At 38.5% G+C, this 21,885-nt stretch carries 15 protein-coding genes; 5 read left to right on the plus strand and 10 right to left on the minus strand.

Annotated elements, in window-relative coordinates; all coding sequences use genetic code 11:
• Nucleotides 1-36: 36 nt before the first annotated feature.
• The 6 genes from BMY50_RS18645 to sov form a co-directional block, all read right to left on the minus strand.
• Entirely contained in the window at nucleotides 37-648 is a 612-nt protein-coding gene (locus BMY50_RS18645) for a SprT family zinc-dependent metalloprotease (RefSeq protein WP_202907887.1), read from the minus strand.
• A 158-nt stretch (nucleotides 649-806) separates the two neighbouring features.
• Nucleotides 807-2,909, minus strand: coding sequence for a ferrous iron transport protein B (feoB, locus tag BMY50_RS18650; protein ID WP_093327379.1), 2,103 nt, complete (start codon nucleotides 2,907-2,909; stop codon nucleotides 807-809).
• Between the two features lie 17 nt (nucleotides 2,910-2,926).
• Entirely contained in the window at nucleotides 2,927-3,160 is a 234-nt protein-coding gene (locus BMY50_RS18655; RefSeq protein WP_093327381.1) for a FeoA family protein, read from the minus strand.
• Nucleotides 3,161-3,443: 283 nt separating this feature from the next.
• Nucleotides 3,444-3,818 carry a VanZ family protein gene (locus tag BMY50_RS18660; protein ID WP_093327384.1) on the minus strand — a complete coding sequence of 125 codons (375 nt, stop codon included), beginning with the start codon at nucleotides 3,816-3,818 and terminating at the stop codon, nucleotides 3,444-3,446.
• 173 nt (nucleotides 3,819-3,991) lie between these two features.
• A complete protein-coding gene (gene gcvH, locus BMY50_RS18665; RefSeq protein ID WP_093327387.1) occupies nucleotides 3,992-4,372 on the minus strand; it encodes a glycine cleavage system protein GcvH in 381 nt (126 codons plus the stop codon).
• A gap of 187 nt (nucleotides 4,373-4,559) precedes the next feature.
• The gene (gene sov / locus BMY50_RS18670; RefSeq protein WP_449406639.1) at nucleotides 4,560-11,591 is read right to left on the minus strand and encodes a T9SS outer membrane translocon Sov/SprA; all 7,032 of its coding nucleotides are present in this window, start codon (nucleotides 11,589-11,591) and stop codon (nucleotides 4,560-4,562) included.
• A gap of 664 nt (nucleotides 11,592-12,255) precedes the next feature.
• On the opposite strand from sov, the gene BMY50_RS18675 reads away from it, so the two are divergent.
• The 3 genes from BMY50_RS18675 (at nucleotide 12,256) to BMY50_RS18685 (ending at nucleotide 14,799) form a co-directional block, all read left to right on the plus strand.
• Nucleotides 12,256-13,290, plus strand: a complete 1,035-nt coding sequence (locus tag BMY50_RS18675) for a c-type cytochrome (protein ID WP_093327390.1) — start codon at nucleotides 12,256-12,258, stop codon at nucleotides 13,288-13,290.
• Nucleotides 13,291-13,349: 59 nt separating this feature from the next.
• A complete protein-coding gene (locus BMY50_RS18680; protein ID WP_093327393.1) occupies nucleotides 13,350-13,817 on the plus strand; it encodes a DsrE family protein in 468 nt (155 codons plus the stop codon).
• A gap of 70 nt (nucleotides 13,818-13,887) precedes the next feature.
• Nucleotides 13,888-14,799 carry a molybdate ABC transporter substrate-binding protein gene (locus tag BMY50_RS18685; protein WP_093327396.1) on the plus strand — a complete coding sequence of 304 codons (912 nt, stop codon included), beginning with the start codon at nucleotides 13,888-13,890 and terminating at the stop codon, nucleotides 14,797-14,799.
• A gap of 59 nt (nucleotides 14,800-14,858) precedes the next feature.
• On the opposite strand, the gene BMY50_RS18690 is transcribed toward BMY50_RS18685, so the two are convergent.
• Nucleotides 14,859-15,668 carry a DUF4249 family protein gene (locus BMY50_RS18690; protein WP_093327399.1) on the minus strand — a complete coding sequence of 270 codons (810 nt, stop codon included), beginning with the start codon at nucleotides 15,666-15,668 and terminating at the stop codon, nucleotides 14,859-14,861.
• Between the two features lie 165 nt (nucleotides 15,669-15,833).
• Nucleotides 15,834-18,158 (minus strand): TonB-dependent receptor, encoded by a 2,325-nt coding sequence (locus tag BMY50_RS18695; protein WP_093327401.1) that lies wholly within the window; start codon nucleotides 18,156-18,158, stop codon nucleotides 15,834-15,836.
• Nucleotides 18,159-18,603: 445 nt separating this feature from the next.
• Between BMY50_RS18695 and BMY50_RS18700 the strand changes: the two genes are divergently transcribed.
• Nucleotides 18,604-19,065 carry a hypothetical protein gene (locus BMY50_RS18700; RefSeq protein ID WP_093327404.1) on the plus strand — a complete coding sequence of 154 codons (462 nt, stop codon included), beginning with the start codon at nucleotides 18,604-18,606 and terminating at the stop codon, nucleotides 19,063-19,065.
• A 27-nt stretch (nucleotides 19,066-19,092) separates the two neighbouring features.
• Here BMY50_RS18700 and BMY50_RS18705 read toward each other — a convergent pair whose 3' ends face one another.
• Both BMY50_RS18705 and BMY50_RS18710 read right to left on the minus strand, forming a co-directional pair.
• Nucleotides 19,093-19,740: a response regulator transcription factor gene (locus BMY50_RS18705; RefSeq protein ID WP_093327407.1), complete on the minus strand. Its 648-nt coding sequence runs from the start codon at nucleotides 19,738-19,740 to the stop codon at nucleotides 19,093-19,095.
• A 423-nt stretch (nucleotides 19,741-20,163) separates the two neighbouring features.
• On the minus strand, nucleotides 20,164-20,934 hold the full coding sequence (locus BMY50_RS18710) for a hypothetical protein (protein WP_093327409.1): 771 nt from the start codon (nucleotides 20,932-20,934) through the stop codon (nucleotides 20,164-20,166).
• 430 nt (nucleotides 20,935-21,364) lie between these two features.
• Here BMY50_RS18710 and BMY50_RS18715 point away from each other — a divergent pair, with 430 nt between their 5' ends.
• Nucleotides 21,365-21,748 carry a hypothetical protein gene (locus tag BMY50_RS18715; RefSeq protein ID WP_093327588.1) on the plus strand — a complete coding sequence of 128 codons (384 nt, stop codon included), beginning with the start codon at nucleotides 21,365-21,367 and terminating at the stop codon, nucleotides 21,746-21,748.
• Nucleotides 21,749-21,885 lie beyond the last annotated feature (137 nt).

The raw sequence follows: 21,885 nt of genomic DNA on the forward strand, positions 1-21,885 counted from the left end.
GTTGTGAGTTGCCAGTTACGAGTTTTGAGCAACTACTTACCCCATTACCTTCACTTCAGCTACTGGGCTGAAAAGATAAATGCGTCCAGAACCAATTTCCTCACAACGGAAACGGGTTCTCAGTTTTTCGCCCTTTTTAAACATCCTTCCATTTGGTAATATAAAAGAGGTTCCGTGGGGTAGCTCCTCTACCCTTGAATGTCCGGTTTTCGGTTTATCATAAAACTGTAAGGCACGAAATAAACCGAGATCACTACAGCTCGATGCCGCTGGGTTGTTTAGGTAAACATGTACCGCTTGCTGTATATCCTTTGGAAAAACTCCCAATTTAAAGAAAGGCTCCATCAACAACTTGAAGTTTTTCTTCCATTCGCTGCCATGTGGTTTTGCTTTTGCCTTATGTTCGTTCCACGTTTTTAAATGGGCGAATTCATGCACAGTTGTTACGAGGAAAGCATAGGGGTTTAGGTTATGGTTTATAGAAATCCGATGTCCTTTATCTTTAAAGGGTGAACGGTAATCCCCAAATTTAGACAATCTGCTTTTGCTAATTTTGAACATACAGGGTGCCTGATGAATCCAACGGGCAATAATAGGTGCCGCCTCTTTTGGCACATACTTTTCTAATGCACGAGCAGTTTTTTCGATCACCTCGATACTTTGTTATTAGTTATTGGTTTTTCGTTATTAGTTATTAGTATTAAGAGAAGCAAGACATAAAAGATGTAATTACCATTGTGAGTTCGAGTAGCACTTAACTATTTAGCTACTCGACGATTCAACTACCTAACTCTTCTCATTCATCACTATTTTAAAACTTGATAAACGATCAGTGATGCAAAATAGGCCAATGCTGTCATATAAGACAATTGAATAACGGGCCATTTCCAGCTTTTAGTTTCGCGATAAACGACAGCAACAGTACTTATGCACTGCATAGCAAAAGCATAAAATATCATCAGAGAGAAGGCTGTAGCAACTGTATAAACAGGCTCACCAGTTATTGTGTCCCGTGCGTTAAGCATCTTCTGTCTAATAGTAGACGTGTCCTCTTCAGGTTCCGCCACACTGTAAATAGTTGCCATTGTCCCAACAAAAACTTCCCGTGCTGCAAACGATGTAATCAGTGCAATTCCTATTTTCCAATCAAATCCCAACGGACGAATAACGGGTTCAATAGTTCTCCCTAAAATTCCAACATAAGAGTTTTCAAGCTTTTCTGATGACACCATATATTCTATTTCTTCAGGTGCAAACTTATCTGAATAGGTAGCCGACTGATATTTTTCCTCAATGGCATCCATGCGGCCCGGGGGCCCGTAAGTTGCTAATACCCAAAGTACGATTGACATCGCAATAATTACTTTTCCTACCTGCAGCACGAATGTTTTTACTTTTTCATACATCGTTAAAAACACACTTCTCCACCTAGGTGTCCGATATACCGGTAACTCTAAGATAAAATAAGAACGTTCTTTACTTTTTATTATTTTCTTCATCACCCACGCCACCACCACTGCTCCTATGGTACCGATCAAATACATGGCCATTAACGCTAAGCCTTGCAAATTGAAGAAGCCCCACAGCTTATCATTCGGAACAACTAATGAGATTAACAGGGTATACACCGGCAGTCTTGCAGCACAGCTGATGAGGGGAGTCACCATAATAGTGATAATACGATCTTTCCAGCTTTCAATGTTGCGGGCGGCCATAATGGAAGGTACTGCACAAGCTAAACCGCCAATCATAGGCACTACCGACTTTCCGTTTAGTCCTACTTTGCGCATTATTCTGTCCATCAAAAACGTTATTCTTGCCATGTATCCCGTGTCTTCCAGTATGGCAATGAAACCAAATAATATAGCTATTTGCGGGATAAACACTAATACCCCACCTAATCCTGCCAAGATCCCATCAAAAATTAGGTCAGCCAAAACACCTTCCGGCACATAATGCCTTCCCCACTCATCTAACCACGCAAAAAAGTTTTCGATAAGGCCCATTGGATATTCAGCCCAGGCAAAGATCGCTTGAAATATAAGCAGCAAAATTGCTATAAACGACACGAAACCCCAAACTTTGTGTGTTAGAAACTTATCAATTTTACCAGTAGGAGTGTCTGCAATATTTTTAGGTAATTGTGTTACCGTATCATTTAAAACACGGCTAATGAAATCATATCGCTCAATAGTTTCTCGCGTTTGAGATTTTTCAGAATGGAAGGCATTAACCTGTTCTAAAGACTCAATATGATTACTTTCATCGTCCGTGAGATAATCTAAAATTTCATGTTGATGTGCTAATAACAGCGCTACATAGTCTTGTTTTACCTTTATGTCATTCTTAATCTGTGCAATTAATTCCGGCGCTATTCCATTTACCGCAATACTTTCCTTTTGCAGCGCTATCGCAGGGGCATCGGCAATTGATTGTTTCAATAACTCGATGTTTTCATTTTTCCTTGCACTAATAGGAACGACCTGTACCCCTAGTTTTTGAGACATTTTATCGATATCAACCACGATTTTCTCTTTTCTCGCGGCATCTGTCATATTTAGCGCTAAAATTACGGGGATCTTTAAATCGGCAACTTGGGTAAACAGCAAGAGGTTTCTTTTGAGATTAGTTGCATCTACAACCACTACGATCAAGTCTGGATAGGAACTATTTTTTGGATTGGTCAGCACTTCCAGCACAATAGCTTCATCCTTGCTTTTAGGATAAAGGCTATAACATCCCGGCAAATCGATTACCTCCACTTGTTGTCCGTTAGAAAGCTTACAATGACCTGTTTTTTTATCTACCGTAATACCGGGAAAGTTTCCAATCTTTTGATTTAAACCCGTTAAACTATTAAATAAAGTCGATTTTCCCGTATTAGGATTCCCTACTAGAGCGATTTTCATGAATTAGCGTACCTTAACTAAACTGTTTTGATCAATTCTTCAACAATAATAGTTGCAGCCTCTTCTTTGCGTAAACTTAATTGATATCCCGACACAGAAATAGCAATCGGATCGCCCAAAGGCGCAACTCTTTCGAAAGTTATACGTTCGCCGGGTAAACACCCCATCTCCATTAACTTTACGGAAAGGTTGAGATCAGTAAAATCTTTGATGATACCAGATTTACCTGGTTTTAATGCTGTCAACTTCATTATTCACTAAATTGGCTCAAATGTACACTTTATTTAGAATGATTCAAAAAAAGAAGCATTAGATATGTTTTACCGGTGCCGATAATGACTTCGAATGGGAGGACACTTACATCCTTTTTTAAAGATACCACATGCCGTTAAGCTTAAAACTACGCTGAGCATGAAGAGAATGGTATAAATACGTTTCATATCCTTATTATTGGTTATTCGTTGTCAGTTATTAGCTCAGTAGCAAGACGTTAGTAGCAAGTATCAAGACAATTCATCATTCATTCGTCATTCATCACTTACTAAAATTTCTATGAAGCACAAGGTACGAAAAAAGCCCCATTCCAGTACCTACAACATCCACAAAAAAATCCCACCAGTCGCCGCTCCGATACGTAAAAAACTGGTATTGTAAAAACTCTGTCAAAAGACCAAAACCTGTAGATATGATTGCCACTACAATGAGCGTAGACCATTGTGGCCTTTGCGTATTATTTTTACTTGAAAAACCCAAACAAAGCAATACTGAAAAGACAAAGAAAAAACCTGTGTGCACCAACTTGTCCATACCGGGAAAGGCAGGTACTTTTTCCACAGTACTTTCCATTGGCAGACAGGTTAATAAGAGCACTACTATTGCCCATAGTATCGCCAAAACAAAATGCTTCATAAACAATCTTTCAAATTAAATTATATAGATACCCTCAAAACGGACGTATTATTGAGGTGAATAAGAATCTGCTTCTAAAAGGTAGGCCACGTCTTTACAAAACAATTAGGTTGCCCACACCACGCGTAAGCAACCTAATTGTTTATACAAAGTGGTTTTAAACGCCACCCGACTTAAGCATCAACAAGCTCTTGGTAAGCCTCAGCAGACAATAAACTCTCCAATTGAGTGGTGTCGCTTATTTTTACTTTCACGATCCAACCGTCGCCGTAAGGGTCTGCATTCACTAACTCGGGAGCGTCTTCTAATTTTTCATTTACGCTTAATACTGTTGAAGTTACAGGCATGAAAAGATCTGAAACTGTTTTCACAGCTTCGATATTACCGAAAACTTCATTGCCCGCTATTTCTTCACCTGTGGTAGGAATATCAACAAAAACAATATCACCCAATTCGCGTTGCGCAAATTCTGTAATACCGATGGTTGCCTCATCGCCTTCAACACGGATCCATTCGTGATCTTTCGTGTACTTTAATTCAGCTGGAAAATTCATTATTTTTTTGATTAATGCTTTAATAATTCCTCCATGTTATACCATAATATAACAAAGAAAATTAACTAGAATTTTTTTTGCCAAACTTAGATAAATTTGATTTCAAAAGCAATTTTCCTTTCGCGTTAAACGTTGGGCGAAACAGAAACGACGTCCTGTCCAACTTGCAACTCACAACATCCCTACCCTACTGAAGCAATATTCTTAAATTAAAGCCAAAATTACTATAGGCAGTAGCATAGGTCTGTGAAGTATACGGTTTTACCGAATTGCTATCAAAGAACATCCTGAGGTTAAACCGATTGTTGAACATATAATCAATAGACGGTCTATAGGTGATATTACGATTTCCTGAGGCCATTTCTGAGAACTCTGAATCGGAACGGTAAACCAGTGTTTTCATATCGTTAATAGCCACATCTAATTTGAACGTCAGGTCATTCGAAACTTTTCTATTGGCAAACCAACCGAACGGAAATCTAAAATTCGCCACTCGATACCCTGCCCCTAATATAAAACCTTCATCCAACAATTGTGCGAGCTGACTATTTTGTAAACTTAAACTTAATGTCCGTGCTTTACGGTATTCCGCATTCGCTGTTAAATTATTTTTAAAGCGAGCATTAACCCCTAGCAGCGGCAAAAACTGCTCTTGTAAAGTAATTTGTGAGAATTGGTATTGCGGCAAAAAATTACCATTTACATCTTTTACAGAAGAACCACCATTAACCTCTCCATATCTAATTAAAGTGGTGTAACCATTTACATTATATAACGTACGGTAGCCATGCACCAATTCCAATGACGATAGGAACTCGCTAAAGAAAGGATTTTTAGCTAAGCCGTTATACATAATACGCCAGTTAGGGATCGGTATCCGTGGAAAATTACCTAAACTCTGTTTGGATGCATTTTTTCCTGTATAAGCGGCCAAGAAAGCAGCCACTACCACATCTTGAGAAGCCCTGCCATACCCGTCCGCAAAACCTTCTGTCTCCCCCTGTGAGTTGGGATTCCGTTCTCCTAAACGTTTTGAAATAATCCCTCTATTTCTTTCAAAGGTTCTAAAAAGACCATCCTTGTTCGAGAAGGCTGTTAGTAAAGAGAAGAAAGATACGCTGTAATCTCCAGCAGTTACAGGCGTAACCTGTTGAAAGGTGCTCGTATTTTCGTCAAACAATATCTGTGTAGTAAAATTTTTATTCTCAACACGAGTAGCTGTCAGGTCCACGCGCAGATCCCTTATCGGCTCCAAAGTTGCTCGGATGCTTAGGTCTTCACGCAAAGATTTGGCATAAAACTGCGTCTGTAAGCTGTCCCTACTTAACCATCCATTGGCAATCGCTCGCCCAACAATATCGCTTTGACTACCAAATAGGAAACCTAATCCCGGTGCATTCATATCAAAATCATATCCAAACAAATTAGTTTTACCTAAATAACCTGGTAAAAACATACCATCTACCCTTGTATAGGCCGCATTTATATCTTTGAAACCCGAAATAAAATTGGCTAGGAATGTCGTTGCGTTATTTCCTCCATTTCCATTTTTCGCATTTCTGAAGAAACTAAATTTATTAAACAATCCAACTAAATTAAACCGCGGATTTAACTGTATGGTTCTGGAATTTTGTATGCTGTTACCAATATTTAAATTAGGATCGTTTATTGCTAAAAGTGGTTGGGTCTGCCAAACAAACTGACTCCCGTATCGGGCGGCAACATTAATCCAATCCAGACCCGGCAATTTATTTATTGGCACATCATATGTTAGGTTCATCATATGGTTATAATCGGTCGTCCTTCCCAGTCGCCAGAAATTCTCCCATAAAGTGTCTCGCTTCAATCCATCCAATCTTCCCTCAGGTTCATCAATGATGGAATAGTTAGTCGCGTTAAAATCGAGTTTTAATGAACGTGTAAGATTCCAGCTAATACCATAGAGCCTTGTCATCGTGAAATTTTTATTATAGAGTGTCCCTATATTTCCTGCTGGCAAATAGTTATCCGGAGAACTTCCCGTACGAAGTGTATTCTCCGTATAGAGACGTTGCACATCTATTCTAAAGTTTATAAAAGAAGGGAGCAGATTAAAATTTAGATCGCCTAACAGTCTAGTGTATTTATTTTTAAAAAGCTTCTTTAACGGCTCAATATATTTCTCTTTATTCTGTACATAATCATAGGAAAAAGAGGCCCGATAATTATTCTGTACCGATTTCTCCGTAAGATAATCGCGGTGATAGAATTGTGAAAAGGCATAAGAAGCGCTAAAATTCTCAATATCCCATAGTTTTACAGGTTTTTCATTATCCAATCGAAGCTTTCTAACATTCATAAAACTGAAGCTCTTACGTGTAGTATAATCTTGCGTAAGGCGCAGTAGCGAATCCCGCTGATCAGCATTCAACCCCGCCAAAGCCGACTTCATCTCAATATCAGGCATCAAAGGATTATATTCAGGCGTACGCTTTTGGTTAGAATAATTGAAGAAGAATGGGATTCTGATTCCTGTCCTTTCCGGAAAGAATTTTCCTAACTCCACTGTACTGGTAACATCAAAAAACTGATCGTCCGACCGATTGCGCTCTCCTATACGTTGATCTATGGCACCAAATCCTATAGTACTTTTGCTTCCCATTAAGGTAACATCTGCAAAATCAGCCAGCTTCGCATTTAATCGGGCTGTAGCGGCCCAACCGCCCTTATCATCATAATCCGTTAATCGCAGTTCATTGAACCAAACAATACCGGATTTCTCCAGGCCATCATCACTTGGATCTCCTTCTTTCTTCAAGGGATTTCTTACCCCTAACATGTAAAAACGGATTTTACTAATATCGGGCTGCCCCTTGATAGTAACTTTATTCGCTCCATCTGTAAAGCTATATGGAATATCAATCGGCCATGGACTTCCATCGGGCAACCTCGCTTTATTTCGTGCCTCCTTTGCGTCCTGAAACAACTTAATTTCAATATTCATTCTATTAGAAACTGGCCAGATAGCTTCCGGATCACGACTGCCGGGGATGGTTATCTCCAGTGGTATGTCATATTCATAGTAGTTATCCAAACCATCAATTCCCATCCGTAAAAACCCGTGTAAATCGCCCCCTTTCAACTGCTCACCTTCCGCATGGATAAACATCTGCAATCTCTTATAAGCCCTAAAATCATTGGTGGAAGTGCGATATGCCCCCTGCCCATATCCATCACTCAATCGATCAACCGTGAGTGATAATGCCTGTTCATTCAACTTCACATTGGTATTATAGTTACCATAATCTATCTGTCGCTCTATACCTGGAGGCACTACATAGGGTATTGGCTGCCTATTTCCATTTTCTTCTATATTTACCGCCGCTACTTCCAAAGTCGACTTATCTAATCCCGGTGTACCTAATTCAGGATCAGCAATCACTTTTGTAGGGGATTTCTCAGCATTAAAACGCCTCCACTCCCCTCTTACTAATTGTAATCTTGCCATACGCAGTACCGTCGTATCAACAAAGTTTGTCATAAACATTCTCACAAAACGGATAGACTTGAAATCTTGCACATCCCCCACTCTTGATTCAAAAGCGGTAATAGGAATTCTAAACTGATACCATTTTACTGTTTCTTTACTTCCATTAGCCAGTTCTACAGGTGCGTCGATCATATCCACAATAAAGTTTTTCCCCACCATCATGTCTTGTGGTTTAACAGAAACTTTATACTGGTAATATTCATCCACCTGGTTCATGGTATTATCCCTATTTACATCTTCTCCATCTGGCAATAAAGTAGAAGCAGCACCATCCACCCCTGTTTCACTTTGTGATTGCTGGGCTGTTTTACTGTTTCCGTCCGTTCCATTAAATCGCTCATATCGTTTTAAGATACCTGCATTTTGGGCATCCAACTCATTACTTCTATAATAGCTAAAGTTATCACTTGAAGGGTCATTGTTAAGCTCCTGAAAAGGTTGTGGGTTTAACGCTGCACTTGCCTGTCCTAAAAAATTTGAAAAATGATTACGTTCATCACCGTCGTTCAAGGCATCTAAACCTACGTCTTGCAATGCTCTCTGGTCGGGATTGTTAGCAAAAGCCTGCACCATCGGCTGAAGCTTAGGTACACGTCCCCAGTTAGTAAGATCCATCTGTGAATAATCACCATTAACAGGTAATGCATTTTCAACAGACCTTCTACCATCCTTTAAAATATCTTCCGAAATATTTCCCAGGTTGAAATAAAGATCTCCTCCCTGACCATTCTGTTTATAAATAAACGGATCCATCATCCACATCTCTATGAATTCAATGTTCTGCGATTCAAAATCAGGCGTTTGTATCTGCCTAAACATCCCTCCCCAGCGAGATTTAGGATTGGTTAACGTTCCATCATTATTCAGACCAGACGTAGTGTAATTATAAGGCCCTCTTATGTTAGGGTAAAAACTTAAATCGAGCGTCGACAGAAATAAGGGTTGCCCTGTAACTGTCTCTTTAAACGGAAACACTTCCTGCTCCAGCACTTCCCGTACATAGTGATTAGACAATTCCTGTAAATTGCCCCTAATATTAGGAGGTGTTAGGTTATTATTTCTATAAAATATAGGATCGATGTTATAAAAGGCTAGTCTTGCCCGGTTAAAACCGTATCGTAGATCATTATCAAATTGAGCTTCCGGAAACAATTGTGGCGTTCCTGAAATCTGCCAGCTGATTGCACCTTTTAAATCGATCAACGATCGGCTATTTTCAAAATCATCAATATAACTAGCACCATTACTTGATCCAGCGATATTGGTGGCCTTCGAATGCCCAGGTGTCAGGTTTGCAAACTCACCATAAAAAGAGATAGAAGATTCTTCCTTCGTGTTGATGAACGGAATTTTATCCACCATCCTCGTTAACCATCTAGAAGGAGCATTGTAATTTACATCAAAACCCCACATCGTATTTGAAATAGGCTCCTGCGCTAAATTTACCTTTTGTGTCAGCGGCCTTTCAGACAAGTTCATGATCGTACCACCTACTTGCAAATTATCATTTACAGTATAGTCCAAGCGTGTACCAAACATAGAGCGTTGCTGCATACCGAACAGTTCATTATTCTCCATTTTGATTCTAATTGCTTGGCCCGAACGCAGCATCGCTTCATTTAAAATTCGCACACGTCCGATGTCATAATCCACTGTAAAGTCAGCTCCTTCCTGTAAAGGGATACCACCTGCAAATACCTGTACAGAACCACGTGGAATGTTGATGGCACCCAATTGAAATTCAGAACCCGCTTCCGACTCATAGGTACCTTTCATAAGATACCTATTCTTATTAACGAACAGCTGTTGCGCGACCACTTTAACCGAGTCGTAAAGTTCTTGGAAGGCATATTTCTCAGCCAGCGTCTCCTCTCCAGGAGCGAATAGTTTTTTTAAGTCATTACCAAAAGGTTCCACTACCGGAAAAATCACTCTACCATTCTCCGGATCAATTGTTATACCTTCTAAAAAGTCAAAAACTCCGTCCGATTGCTTATCATTCTGTGGATTCAATCGATCAAACCCAGTCAGCTGTGTCCAGAGTTTATTAGTCGTATTTCTACCCTCAAACATGACAGGGCGTTCCACTCCGGTTTCATCTTCTAGCCTGAATATATTTAATATAAAGTTATTTCTTCCTACGCGATACGCTCCAATGGAATAGATGTTTTTCATCATCAAATCCCATATTGGCAAATTTGGTTTCAATACTTCATTTTTCAAGAGCTTTGTAAAGAGTACCTGCGGATTAGAGGGAGTAATCGGAATGTCTGTAGAAAATTCACCCACCTGATATTCTCTTCCATTAGCTGTATAACGATAAGCCACTGTCAACACCTGATCCGCATTGAGTGGCGTATTCAAAGAGATGTAACCTAGCCGAGGATTCAATGTAAACTCCCTTTCAGTTAGTTTTCTAGCATTCGTCAGGCGTGCAAAATTATCATTCGCCCCGCTGCTCTGAAACATACTGGCCACAGCATTTGAAGAACTGTACCTGGCATCCGGATATTGCTGTTGTAAAATTTGCAAGAGTCGGTTAGATTGTTCTGGGAAAGCAGGATCACCTACTACACCGGCTGCCGGCAGCGGAGAACCTCCAGGCTGGTTAAACATCGGATTCCAAGGTCTGTTCTCACCGAGGTCCATAAAACCTAATACATCGCGACTATTTTCAATGGCATTACTTCGATTCGTCACCCACACCTCAATCTGTGTAATGTTAACGTTCGTTAGTATCAAGGGAGCATTTGCCAATACCCTGCTATAATTATCACGAAAATATTGAGCAAGAAAATAGTGCTTGTTCTGTTCGTAATCATCCGCCTTCAAAGCGAATTCATTTTGTTGTGCTCCATTGGAAATAGTAATCTCTTTACTTTGAGAGCGCTGTTGTGAGAATACGCTCGTTACACCCAACTTTCCAAACTGTAATTGTGTTTTTACCCCAAAGAGTGCTTGTGTACCTGAAATCAGGGTGGAATTTAAGGGCATGCTTACATTTCCCACCTCTATCCTGCGAATAATCGCATCATCCTTCCCTACATAATCAAGTTTTATTTGATTTTCAAAGTCGAACTGTGCTTCTGTATTATAATTGGTTATCAGTTTTAATCGATCACCTATTTGCCCTGTTAGGTTCATTTGAATCCGTTGGTCAAAGTCGAACCCTAGTTGTTTTCGCTGTCGCTCATTAAACATAGGGTTATCATTTTTGTTGTACTGCCCCATAATGGTAGCGTCAACACTTCCACGCGGTATAATATTGATCGTATTTCCGCCAAATATCTTTTCAAAAGTCGGACTGTTTACTTCAATGCTGGGAAAGAGTCCTTCTTTTCTTTTCCTTTGTGAAAATTCATCAGAAAGTTCCCGCCAGGTTCTATCTTTTAATGATCTGTTTTCATATTGTTGGTACTCATCAATGCTAAGATATTGAGGAGGGCGGTACATACTATTTCCAATATTTTCCCTTATGATATACTGTCTGCTGATAGGATCAAAATCTACTTCTCTTTTAATGCTCCCCGGTTTCCGTAGATGGATACCATTTTCCCTTGGATATAGGTCTAAAAAAGGCTTGTCCTTAATGGGATATAAAATTTTTGTACTATCAATATCTGCTTTAGCGCTATCCTGTTTTTCGGGCAAAGCCTTCCTACTCTGGGCGTTTGAAGTCGGCAGCCCCAAGGTTAATAAACAGTTTATAAATAGCAATAAAAAAGTATAAGTGTTTCTCACATCACAGATAAATGAATGCACTTTTTTTTCTTAAGTAATAATATGATTGAATGTAAGTTTTGGTCTTTTTTCAAATTTAAATTGACCTTTATTTCAGCAGTACAAACGAACAAAAAACTACAGACTTGCAACTCGTTCATTTTGTTCAGATTTTGTTTAATAAATTAGTTATGCATTGATGCTTACTCATTAATCACCTCAGTCTTCAGCAAAAAATTCAGGCTTTCAACAGCCTTTACGTTCTATTTATAAAGAACAGTTTGAACAAAAATATTATTAAATTGCGTAGAATATACGCCTTACATTTAATGAACAACCTGAACAGAATTAACATCAAAAGGACTCATCCATAACTTTTGGTTATAGGCTATAATAAAGTTTAGTTTAATATTTTTTTATAGTACTACTACATTTGGACTATGAAACCATCATGGTTTATTCAAATCACCACGCAGGGGGATGAACTAAGCGTAGCGCTCTCTTGAACGCCGTTGAAAAAATACAGAAAGTGAAAAATAAATATGATAGCTTCATCACCTTTAAAAAGCAAACTTAGCGAAGCGATCTCATTGATACCGCTATAAATAAACAATATATCAATAATTATATACAGATGAAAAATGCAGACACAAACGGAAGCGGCCATCAGCGTACAAGGCAAGAGATACAAAAGCTCTTGAGTTATACAAAGGTGCTTGCGGCTATTATTGTATTACTCCTATTCTCTTGTGTTTATATTATAAATGGTAAATCTGTTAACAAGCTCGCAGACGGCCTATCGGACGAAACGAATGTTCCAAGTATAAAGAACCTTGCCGATTTCCCTATCGAGCCTTTTCCTGACGGGAAAGAAGGAGAGATGGCCTCATATGGGCATAAATTAATTACCGAAACCTATAAATACTTAGGTCCTGAAATAAAAGAAGGGATGGTGGCGGGCAATAACCTTTCCTGTTCTAGCTGCCACCTTAATGCAGGTACAAAAGCTTATGCTGCTCCTTATGTAGGTTTATCAGGCATATTCCCAATCTATATTGGTAGAGAAAATAAAATTGAATCCTTAGAAGAGCGTATTAACGGATGTTTTGAACGCAGCATGAATGGCAAAGCACTTCCTACTGATAGTAAAGAGATGCGTGCCATCATCAGCTATATAAAATATCTCAGCAAACACATCCCTATTGGGGAGCGTATAACGGGGCAAGGTTTTGTCAAAATTACCGTACCCGAAAGGGCCGCCAACACCAAAAGTGGTGCTGCTGTCTTTCAACAATATTGTATCTCTTGTCACGGTGAAAATGGCCAAGGACATCGTAAAGGAAAGGCAGGTGACGGAAATGGTTATACCTACCCTCCACTTTGGGGAAGTGATTCCTTTAACAACGGAGCAGGGATGGCTCGTTTACTTACGGCGGCTAAATTTATAAAAGGAAATATGCCTCTAGGAGCAACAGCAGAGAACCCTATATTGACAGATGAAGAAGCCTACGACGTAGCCGCCTACATTAATAGCTTTGATAGACCAAAAAAGGCTAATAGAGAAGCAGATTATCCTGATTTATCAAAAAAACCAAAAGATTGTCCCTATCCTCCTTATCTAGATAATATCAACATAAAACAACATACATTGGGCCCATTCAACTTTTAAATATCAGTGCCCATAGAAAGCATGAATTCCCTCAATTTAAAAACAAATAAAATAAACAAATGAAAACATTCATCTTTATCATCGCCGCATTTCTTTTTAATTTAGGCTCATACGTCTACGCACAAGACAATCAAGCTATCACTCATAACAAGGCGTATCAAGGAGCAGAAGCAACAGCAAACAAGTATCGGGCAATCTATCAGCTTGATAGCAATATACCCGCTACTATTGAAAAAGCGATACGAAACATCAATAATGTACTGCAAGACCCACGCATAAAAGGTAAAATTGAAATTGAGCTGGTGGCCTTTTCCGGTGGTACCGAAGCCTTTCTCAAGAACGGTAAATACGAAAATGCATTGAGAGACTTAATAGATAAAGGCGTTATTGTGGCACAGTGCCTCAACTCTTTAAAAGAACGTAATCTAAAAAAAGAAGCTTTATATGATTTTATTGCTTATGTACCCAGTGGCAATGGCGAGTTGGTAATTCGCTCCTCAGAGGGTTGGACCATCATAAAACCATAGGGTCAACATGGCGACTTCTAACCTGCATATGCTCCGAGGAAAACATACAAGAACAAAATAAAACAAACAGATGAAAAAATCCATTTTTTACACATTAATGCTCTTAGTCGCTACAATAGCCAAGGCTCAACAAAACCATCGTTATGATCCACCGTGGAACACGCCCCCCAGTTCAAGCGTGAATTTTACCGTTCCGGGCATTAATAATGTACCAGATCTTTTTGGAGACATCGAACACCCGCAACTCGTCGTGTTTTTTGCCGGTAATCAGTTTATGTGTATAGATGAGCTGATCAATGGCTTTAAGAAAAAATACCCTCAGTATGATCGTGTTTTTGCCGAAACACTACCTCCAGGAATACTGGCGCAACAAATAGAAGGAGGATCTTTAACCTTAGGCAATTTACGAATTACGCATAAGCCAGATGTTTACACCGCCGGAAAAGGACGGATAACACAAATGAAAGATTACTTTGATAGAACCGAAGTATACGCATATAATAAATTAGCGCTCATGGTTCCAAAAGGAAATCCAAAAAACATCAGCGGGATTAAGGATCTTGGTCAGCAAGCATTAAGAGTAAGTATGCCAAACCCGGCATGGGAAGGTATTGGAAAACAGATTGAAACAGCTTATGTAAAAGCCGGAGGAAAAACATTACATCAAACGATTATGCAAACGAAAGTTGCTGATAGCAGTACTTACCTAACCCGTATCCATCATAGAGAAAGCCCTATGCGAATATTATACGGACAAAGTGATGTAGCCCCTGTTTGGTATTCAGAAGCATATTACCAACAGCTGATCGGTCATCCCATTGAAATGATAACAATTGCTGAAGAGCAAAATATCCGGGCCACTTACATGGCTGGAAAGCTAAAGCAGGCACCGCATCCGGAAGCAGCTACTGACTTTATGGATTACCTAAGCTCTAACGAGGCGAAGCTCATCTATAAAAAATATGGTTTCGACACTGAATAATTACAAACAAAAGGCCTATCAGCTTTAAAAACTGATAGGCCTCTCTTATATGTTTTTGCCTATGGAACCCTGACCTCCATACTTTGCAAAGTATGCACACTAAAATAGCCTAAAGCACCGCCCTGTATGTTACTAACAGGATTCGCTGGAGTGGCAGAATTACTATCTCCGGTAGCACTGTTTTCCAAACTGAAGAAATATTTATAAATAGGTGCATCAATAGTTAACATCTCTACCTTTACCAAATCACCTGTCTTTATTTTCTCCTCGTCTTCCACATCATCCTGATCGACATCTACAAATAATCGCGTTGCATTTCGGTTACCGTCAGTTAATTCATCATTGAACGCAAAGATTTGCTTCTTTTTTGTTCCATTTACATATACCATAAAACGGTAAAAATTAAGCGCCCCTACCGGATCCATGTAACTAATTGTAGGCAATTTATACTTATCTCCAAAAAACATTTCTTCGGTAATATATAAGCTATCCATTTTTACCAGAGAAGGCATGGTAGATCGCGCTGTAAAAGTTTCCGATTCAATATTTACCTGTAGATTATAGGTCGTACCTGGTATTCCTTTTAAAGCACTAGACTCGTACACACCAGGGGTATTTTCTACGAGCATCACACTGCTGTCACCTGTACCAATCTGCACCCTCGCACCGCTTACTGTGATCGGGGTATTGTCTTCATTAAAATCTTTCGTTTGACTTATCAGCACCCTGCAACCGCCAGCTTTATCTGTAACAACGGCCTCTATAACATATTTTTTTGCCGCTCCCTGCAGCTTTACATCGATTTCTTTTTCGCAAGAGCATAGTACTCCCGCGGTTAAGATGATGATATATAAAATGATATTTCGCATAGTATTCAATATTATTTAAATGGCTATCTATTATATTGTCTATTAGTAAAAACGCCTCCTCTAACCCGCGATGAAATGTAATTAAGCTGCTTGAGATGCCTCGATTACCTTCAAATATCTGGTTACACTCGGCATAACATTTTTAAGCAATAAACTAGGATACATTTATTTAAATTTAAAATTATAAGATACTGAAGGGATGAACTTAAAAATTGCCAGCTGATTAGCAACTGTTTTATTTGGATCATCTTTGCTATCTTGAAACTCAATTGTATAAGCATTTTCTCGTCCATATGCATTATATAGCGAGAACGTTAGCTCCGAACTCCATCTTTTTCTTTGTTTGAGCTGCATGGTAGCACCAAGGTCCAAACGGTGGTAATTCGGCATACGGTATCCGTTCCGTTCCGTATAATAATAAGTTGTCTGATCGTCAATAATATATTTTCCGGCCGGAAAAGTAACGGCATCGCCGGTATAATACACCCAGTTCGCAGATAAGGTCCATTTTTTGTTCAATTGATACATTGCTACAATAGCAATATCATGTGTTCTATCTTGACGGGCATTATACCAATCTCCATTATTGATACCGTTAATTTGCCGCTCGGTTTTGGATAACGTATAACTAATCCAACCACTTAATCTTCCCGTCCGCTTTCTCAATAGCCACTCGACACCATAGGCTCTGCCTTTCCCGAATAGCAGTTCACTTTCTATGGCATTATTTCCATTGTATACATCTGCACCATCCCTGTAGTCGATTTGGTTTTGCATCGTTTTATAATAAGTTTCCACGTTCAGTTCGTAAAGGCCATCACGCAGATCTTTGTAATAACCCAATGAAAATTGATCGGATATTTCCGGTTTAATAATATTTGTGCTAGCAACCCACTTATCTGTAGGAGTAGAAGATGTGCTGTTGGCGATCAAATGTAAATTCTGCGTATTACGTACATAAGAAGCTTTTACCGAAGAACTGTTATTAAACTGATAACTAGCAGCCAAACGAGGTTCTAAGTTTAGATAGGTCTTCACCACTTCCCCGCTTTTATAATGGACAGTATCAAGAACCTTTCCTTCTCCATCAATGTTATAAAAATCGCCTTCACCCAAAATACTAAAAGCACTCAATCGCAAACCATAGGTTAAGCTAAACTTATCAGAGGCCTTCCACGTATTCGTGGCAAATACAGCATTATCTAGCGAGTAACGCTTTTGCATCAGTTTATCATTTACAGATGATGAGTCGGGCGACGTTACCTCACCAGGTCTAATGGTATGGTATGTCGAGTTTAAGCCAAAACGTAAACTATTTTTGTTATTTAAATACCACTGAAATTCCTGTTTTAAATTATAATCCCTGATATTGGAAAAGATATCAAAAATATCCGCGCCACTGTTAATGCCTATCTTGTACTTATAATTACTATAAATTAATGATGTATTAGAAAAAAGCTTATTGTTAAAAATGTGGTTCCATCTTAGTGTACCCGTCGTATTTCCCCAATCTAGACCAAAAAGATCTCCCACACCTAAATGATCGTTTCCTAAATATCCCGATATATATAAGCGATCTTTCTCACCTAATTGGTAATTCATCTTGGCATTAAAATCATAAAAGTAAAGTTGATTGGTGTTTATGGACGAATCGTTTGAAAGTTTTAGAAACATGTCGGCATATGTTCTACGCCCCGACACTAGGAACGAAGATTTACCTTTCTGTATAGGCCCCTCCACGTTCAATTTCGCTGAAATTAGGCCTACCCCTCCACTTACGTTAAAATCTTGATTATTCCCATCATTCATTTTAATATCCAATACGGATGATAATCTTCCTCCATATTGCGCGGGCATACCTGCTTTGTAAACAGCTATGTCTTTTACCGCATCCGAATTGAAGGTAGAAAAGAAACCCAGCAGGTGGGAAGCGTTGTAGACGGTAGCCTCATCAAGTAAAATCAAATTTTGATCGGCAGCACCACCACGTACATACATCCCGCTATTGCCCTCACCGGCCGACTTGATGCCCGGAAGCAATTGCAGCACTTTGATGGCATCCTTTTCTCCCAATAACACGGGAACATTTTTAATATCTTGTGGGCTAATTTTTTCCATTCCCATCTGTGGACTGCCTAAGCTTCTGCGATTAGAAGCGGTGGACGAAATCACCACCTCCTCCAGCGTTTGTTCTGCATCCAATAAATCAATATTCACAACTGTGTTTTTACGCAAATTTAAGCTGTCACTGTAAGCCGTAAAAGAAACTGAGCTTATAACTAAAGGGTAAGTGCCCTCCGGAAGTGTAAGCGAATAAAAGCCATATTCATTCGTTCTTGTTACATGGTTAGCTCCTGCACTAACAGTTGCTCCAATAATTGTTTCTCCCTTGCTGGCGGATTTGACGGTGCCGCTGACCGTAAATTTGTTCTGGGCAAAAGAGGTTGTACCCATTAAAAGTACAAGTGCTCCCAGTAAAAGTATCTTCATAATTTTACGCTATTTTAAAGGAAGACACCTATCTTTTAACTTACCCCTATGTCCTTTGTAAAAAAAAATTACCCGACAGACCTGCGCTAGATGCGGCAGCATTAGACGGTTATCGTAATCAACATCGGCTCATGCTTTTTTCTTCTTCAAGGGTAACTAACAAATCTTTTCTTTTCCCCTCATTCTTAACGGGTCATTACATTGAAATGAGTGCCTAATAAATCAGAAAATTTAAAAAGGTTAACCGGTAGGTTTTTATAAAGGATGTATTAATTCAATTACCCTGTTAATTTCATTGCAAAACCACAAATTATTTAATAGCTTGCACGCTTAAATTATAATCATAGTTTAAGCAGATGGTTTATTTTTTGGAAAAGCCTATTAAAACTCCCAAATGCCAGACAAGGTCTAAAAACAACATATTAGTCCTTAACCGTAAAACAACATGAGAGAACTGAGAATTAAACAGCAGTCAAGTAGCACTTTTATTGATTTTGACCCCGTAAACCAACAAAACCAGCTGCTCGTTGTTGTAAACGAGTGGAACTCTGATGAAATGAAAGTTTCCAAAATAACCTTTAACCTCACACAAGTTAAGGCGATACACGAATATTTAGGCAGTTTTCTTCAAGAAAAAGAAAATGATCTGAACGAAATACAGTCTAGGCGAAAGCGGGTGAAACTATCTTTTGAAAATATATATAAGGCAGCAAAGGATGTCAGTTTCATCACTTTTGAAGATCTTCAAAAAATCAAACAATTAGGCATTCCCATCTTTTCCATTCTGGCCAAAGATTTAAGCATTCCCGTCAGTGAAGTACAACAGGCACTTGAAAACACGCCCTTGCCTTTCATCTTATTTCAAAAACATTATGATAGCTGTATAAAACATATAAATGAAAATTAACCGTGTTGAACAAAACAAAAACCTACATTAAATTGAATCTTTCGCCTGTGGGAAAGCTATCAAATTATGTCTAAGCACCTCCAAAATAAGACCGATTCTATTCCGCACCTGAAATTTATCAAAGAGCGTTGCACGGTATCCATCGATTGTTTTTATCGAAAGACACATAATAGAAGCAATTTCATGATAGGTTAAGTCTGTACAGGCCAACTTTAAAAATTCCATTTCATTCTCTTTCAAATCCATTAACTTTAGATTCGTTTCCTGATAACCCATATCTGTTATGCGCGAATTATAATAACCCTTTGCCCAAATTTCCTCCAATGCAAACTCAAGGTCATCTAAATTCATACTTTTTAATAAATATGCACAGCATCCAGACTTAATCATCTTCACAACACTCATAGAATCATCCAGTCCAGAAAGTGCTACCACTTTAATTGCCGGATAATTCTTTTTCAATTTTACAGCTACTTCCACTCCATCCATAAGAGGCATTCTTACATCAATTAGCAAGATATCGGGAATGGAGAAATGTTGGTCAAGTTTTTCAAATAGATCTAAGCCGTTTGTAGCTGATAATACAACATCAAAATGGGAAAATGAATTTACCAGCATCTCAAGAGATTTCAGTATTAGTTGCTGGTCCTCAACTATACCTATTGTTGCATTCATTTAATAACAGTTTAGATTAAATTACCATTACTGCTATATGCCCATCTTTGTGCCCTGCCTTCATGCTTTACAGCAAAACGACTATTGTTCAATTCTGTTGTTTAGGATTTTATAAACTTGTTGCAATCCTTAAACAACATTGGGTTATTTAGCTGTAGTGTTTTCTTGTATTTATAATTAAGAATAAAATTAACTAAAACACCTTTGAATTTGCAAGAAAAAATCATACAGACCTAGGTCGCCATCTAATAATGAGAAATTTTTGCAACACATAAACAGCTTTTTTGTCAACCTTAACATGTACTTTCACACCCTATCACAGATCATGAACAAAACAAGCTTCTCACTTGATGGACGACACCTAAGAATTCCATTTTATTTAACCATTCAGGATCAACTGATTGATCCTGAAAAAGGTCTATTCTAAAAGTAATCACTTACTTTTGATACACTTTCAACCCAAATACCCGAATTAGCTTGTAAAACGTACTCGCTCATCCCCACATTATTTGATTCAGGTGCCCAGTCATACGTATAGCCTAAGCGTGTCCAAGGATAATGATAATCTGCTGCCGCTGACAACGTTCTGTAATAGGCAAAAACAATGTAACTATTAAACCAGGAGGCAAAGGTTTCAGAACTATTATTACTTAGCGCGGCTCCGGCAGTAGTCGTTGTAACCGCCGGATCCCCTGCTGGTCTGTACAACCGCTCCGGGTTTACCCAAACTTCCGCAATATGCGTATTACTACGCTCATTAGCAGGAGGTAGACCCAATAATTGGCAAATCCGCATGGTCGTATCACTTTCAGCAGAGAAGGATGATCCAATACGTGCCTTCATTTGTTGCGGGATAAATACCCATGACTCACCCCAGGAGTTGTTAATAGAATCACCAACTGGATAACTTGAAGGATAACGCATAAAACTAGCCAGTAAGACATGTGGCTTACCATTAATTGTTTTCCACTGTAAAGAAGTGTTTTCGGGTGTAAGGGCCCAGAGCGAGTCGATCACTTCAGTGCTATCCGCCACCATAGCATCCAAGATGGCACTCTTATATAGATCGTCCATGGAAAGTGAGGGAGATTCAGGTTCTGATGGGATCACATTGTCCTTTTTACATCCAACCAGTAAACCAAACATACATAACACGCATAATAAGGGAAAATAATTAATCTTTAAGGTGTGCATAAAATTTAAAAATTGTTAAAAATGAAGGTTGAAGATAATTAAATATAGGTTCATGAGGAAGTGAGTATATTTTACGCATATAGCAGAAATTACTCATTGGCAGAAGGAAAAACTGCGTTATTTCGCTAATACAGCTAACAATTAAATTATTGTTCCCATAGAGGATAAAACCTATTCATCTTGTTCATTTTTGCTATGACTAAAGAAACAGCAATTGGCAAACCTTTTCTTTAAATGACAGATGGTATTAAGTTAAGATGATATTATTGTAAAATTTGGCATACAAACGTTAGTTTAATTCCTTTTATTGCTCAATGAGCTAAAAAAACAGGATAATCCCTGTACTAATTTGTGCTTTTTCCTATGACAATTGCAATTTTTTTCTCGCTCCTTTGTGTATAAATTTATTACACCAAAAAATGAGAAAATTATGGAAAAGCATTACGGTGAAGTTATAGAAAGAACTGTTAGACGCAATGGTTATAGTATAAGTGCGCTAGCAAGATCCATGAAAGTTAATAGAAGATCTATTTACAACTGGTTTAAACAACCTAAATTTAAAGAAGAAATTATCTTTAAGATAGGTTGCGCATTGAAGTACGATTTTTCAACTGAATTTCCCGAATTATTTGCATCAGAAGAATTTCAAAAAGCCTTTAATTACAATCCGTCGCAACTAACTGAATTATTAACCGAAGAACGAGACAAAATCAATTACTGGAAAGACAAGTACATCAATTTATTAGAAGAATACAATCAAATCCTAACGGTAGCCAAAAATCATCTAAACACTAACGCTTATGTCTCCCTATGAGTATCTTTTACATAAAATACACTTAAAAAAATTTAATTAGTCTTTGCTCGTTATGGGCGTGTAATTGGCTTTATGATCGTTTAGTAACTAAAGCTACCAAGACGCCTAGCCAGTCAAAAAGAGTATTATTAAGAAAA

It is taken from the genome of Olivibacter domesticus (assembly GCF_900109575.1).
In the GTDB taxonomy this organism is placed as follows: domain Bacteria; phylum Bacteroidota; class Bacteroidia; order Sphingobacteriales; family Sphingobacteriaceae; genus Olivibacter; species Olivibacter domesticus.

Bases quoted from the DNA above. Each gene is read 5' to 3' on its own strand.
- BMY50_RS18655 (WP_093327381.1), bottom strand. From the start codon at position 3,160: ATGAAGTTGACAGCATTAAAACCAGGTAAATCTGGTATCATCAAAGAT.
- BMY50_RS18715 (WP_093327588.1), top strand. From the start codon at position 21,365: ATGGAAAAGCATTACGGTGAAGTTATAGAAAGAACTGTTAGACGCAAT.
- feoB (WP_093327379.1), bottom strand. From the start codon at position 2,909: ATGAAAATCGCTCTAGTAGGGAATCCTAATACGGGAAAATCGACTTTA.
- BMY50_RS18660 (WP_093327384.1), bottom strand. From the start codon at position 3,818: ATGAAGCATTTTGTTTTGGCGATACTATGGGCAATAGTAGTGCTCTTA.
- BMY50_RS18680 (WP_093327393.1), top strand. From the start codon at position 13,350: ATGAAAACATTCATCTTTATCATCGCCGCATTTCTTTTTAATTTAGGC.
- BMY50_RS18690 (WP_093327399.1), bottom strand. From the start codon at position 15,668: ATGCGAAATATCATTTTATATATCATCATCTTAACCGCGGGAGTACTA.
- BMY50_RS18695 (WP_093327401.1), bottom strand. From the start codon at position 18,158: ATGAAGATACTTTTACTGGGAGCACTTGTACTTTTAATGGGTACAACC.
- BMY50_RS18710 (WP_093327409.1), bottom strand. From the start codon at position 20,934: ATGCACACCTTAAAGATTAATTATTTTCCCTTATTATGCGTGTTATGT.
- BMY50_RS18700 (WP_093327404.1), top strand. From the start codon at position 18,604: ATGAGAGAACTGAGAATTAAACAGCAGTCAAGTAGCACTTTTATTGAT.
- gcvH (WP_093327387.1), bottom strand. From the start codon at position 4,372: ATGAATTTTCCAGCTGAATTAAAGTACACGAAAGATCACGAATGGATC.
- BMY50_RS18685 (WP_093327396.1), top strand. From the start codon at position 13,888: ATGAAAAAATCCATTTTTTACACATTAATGCTCTTAGTCGCTACAATA.
- BMY50_RS18675 (WP_093327390.1), top strand. From the start codon at position 12,256: ATGAAAAATGCAGACACAAACGGAAGCGGCCATCAGCGTACAAGGCAA.
- BMY50_RS18705 (WP_093327407.1), bottom strand. From the start codon at position 19,740: ATGAATGCAACAATAGGTATAGTTGAGGACCAGCAACTAATACTGAAA.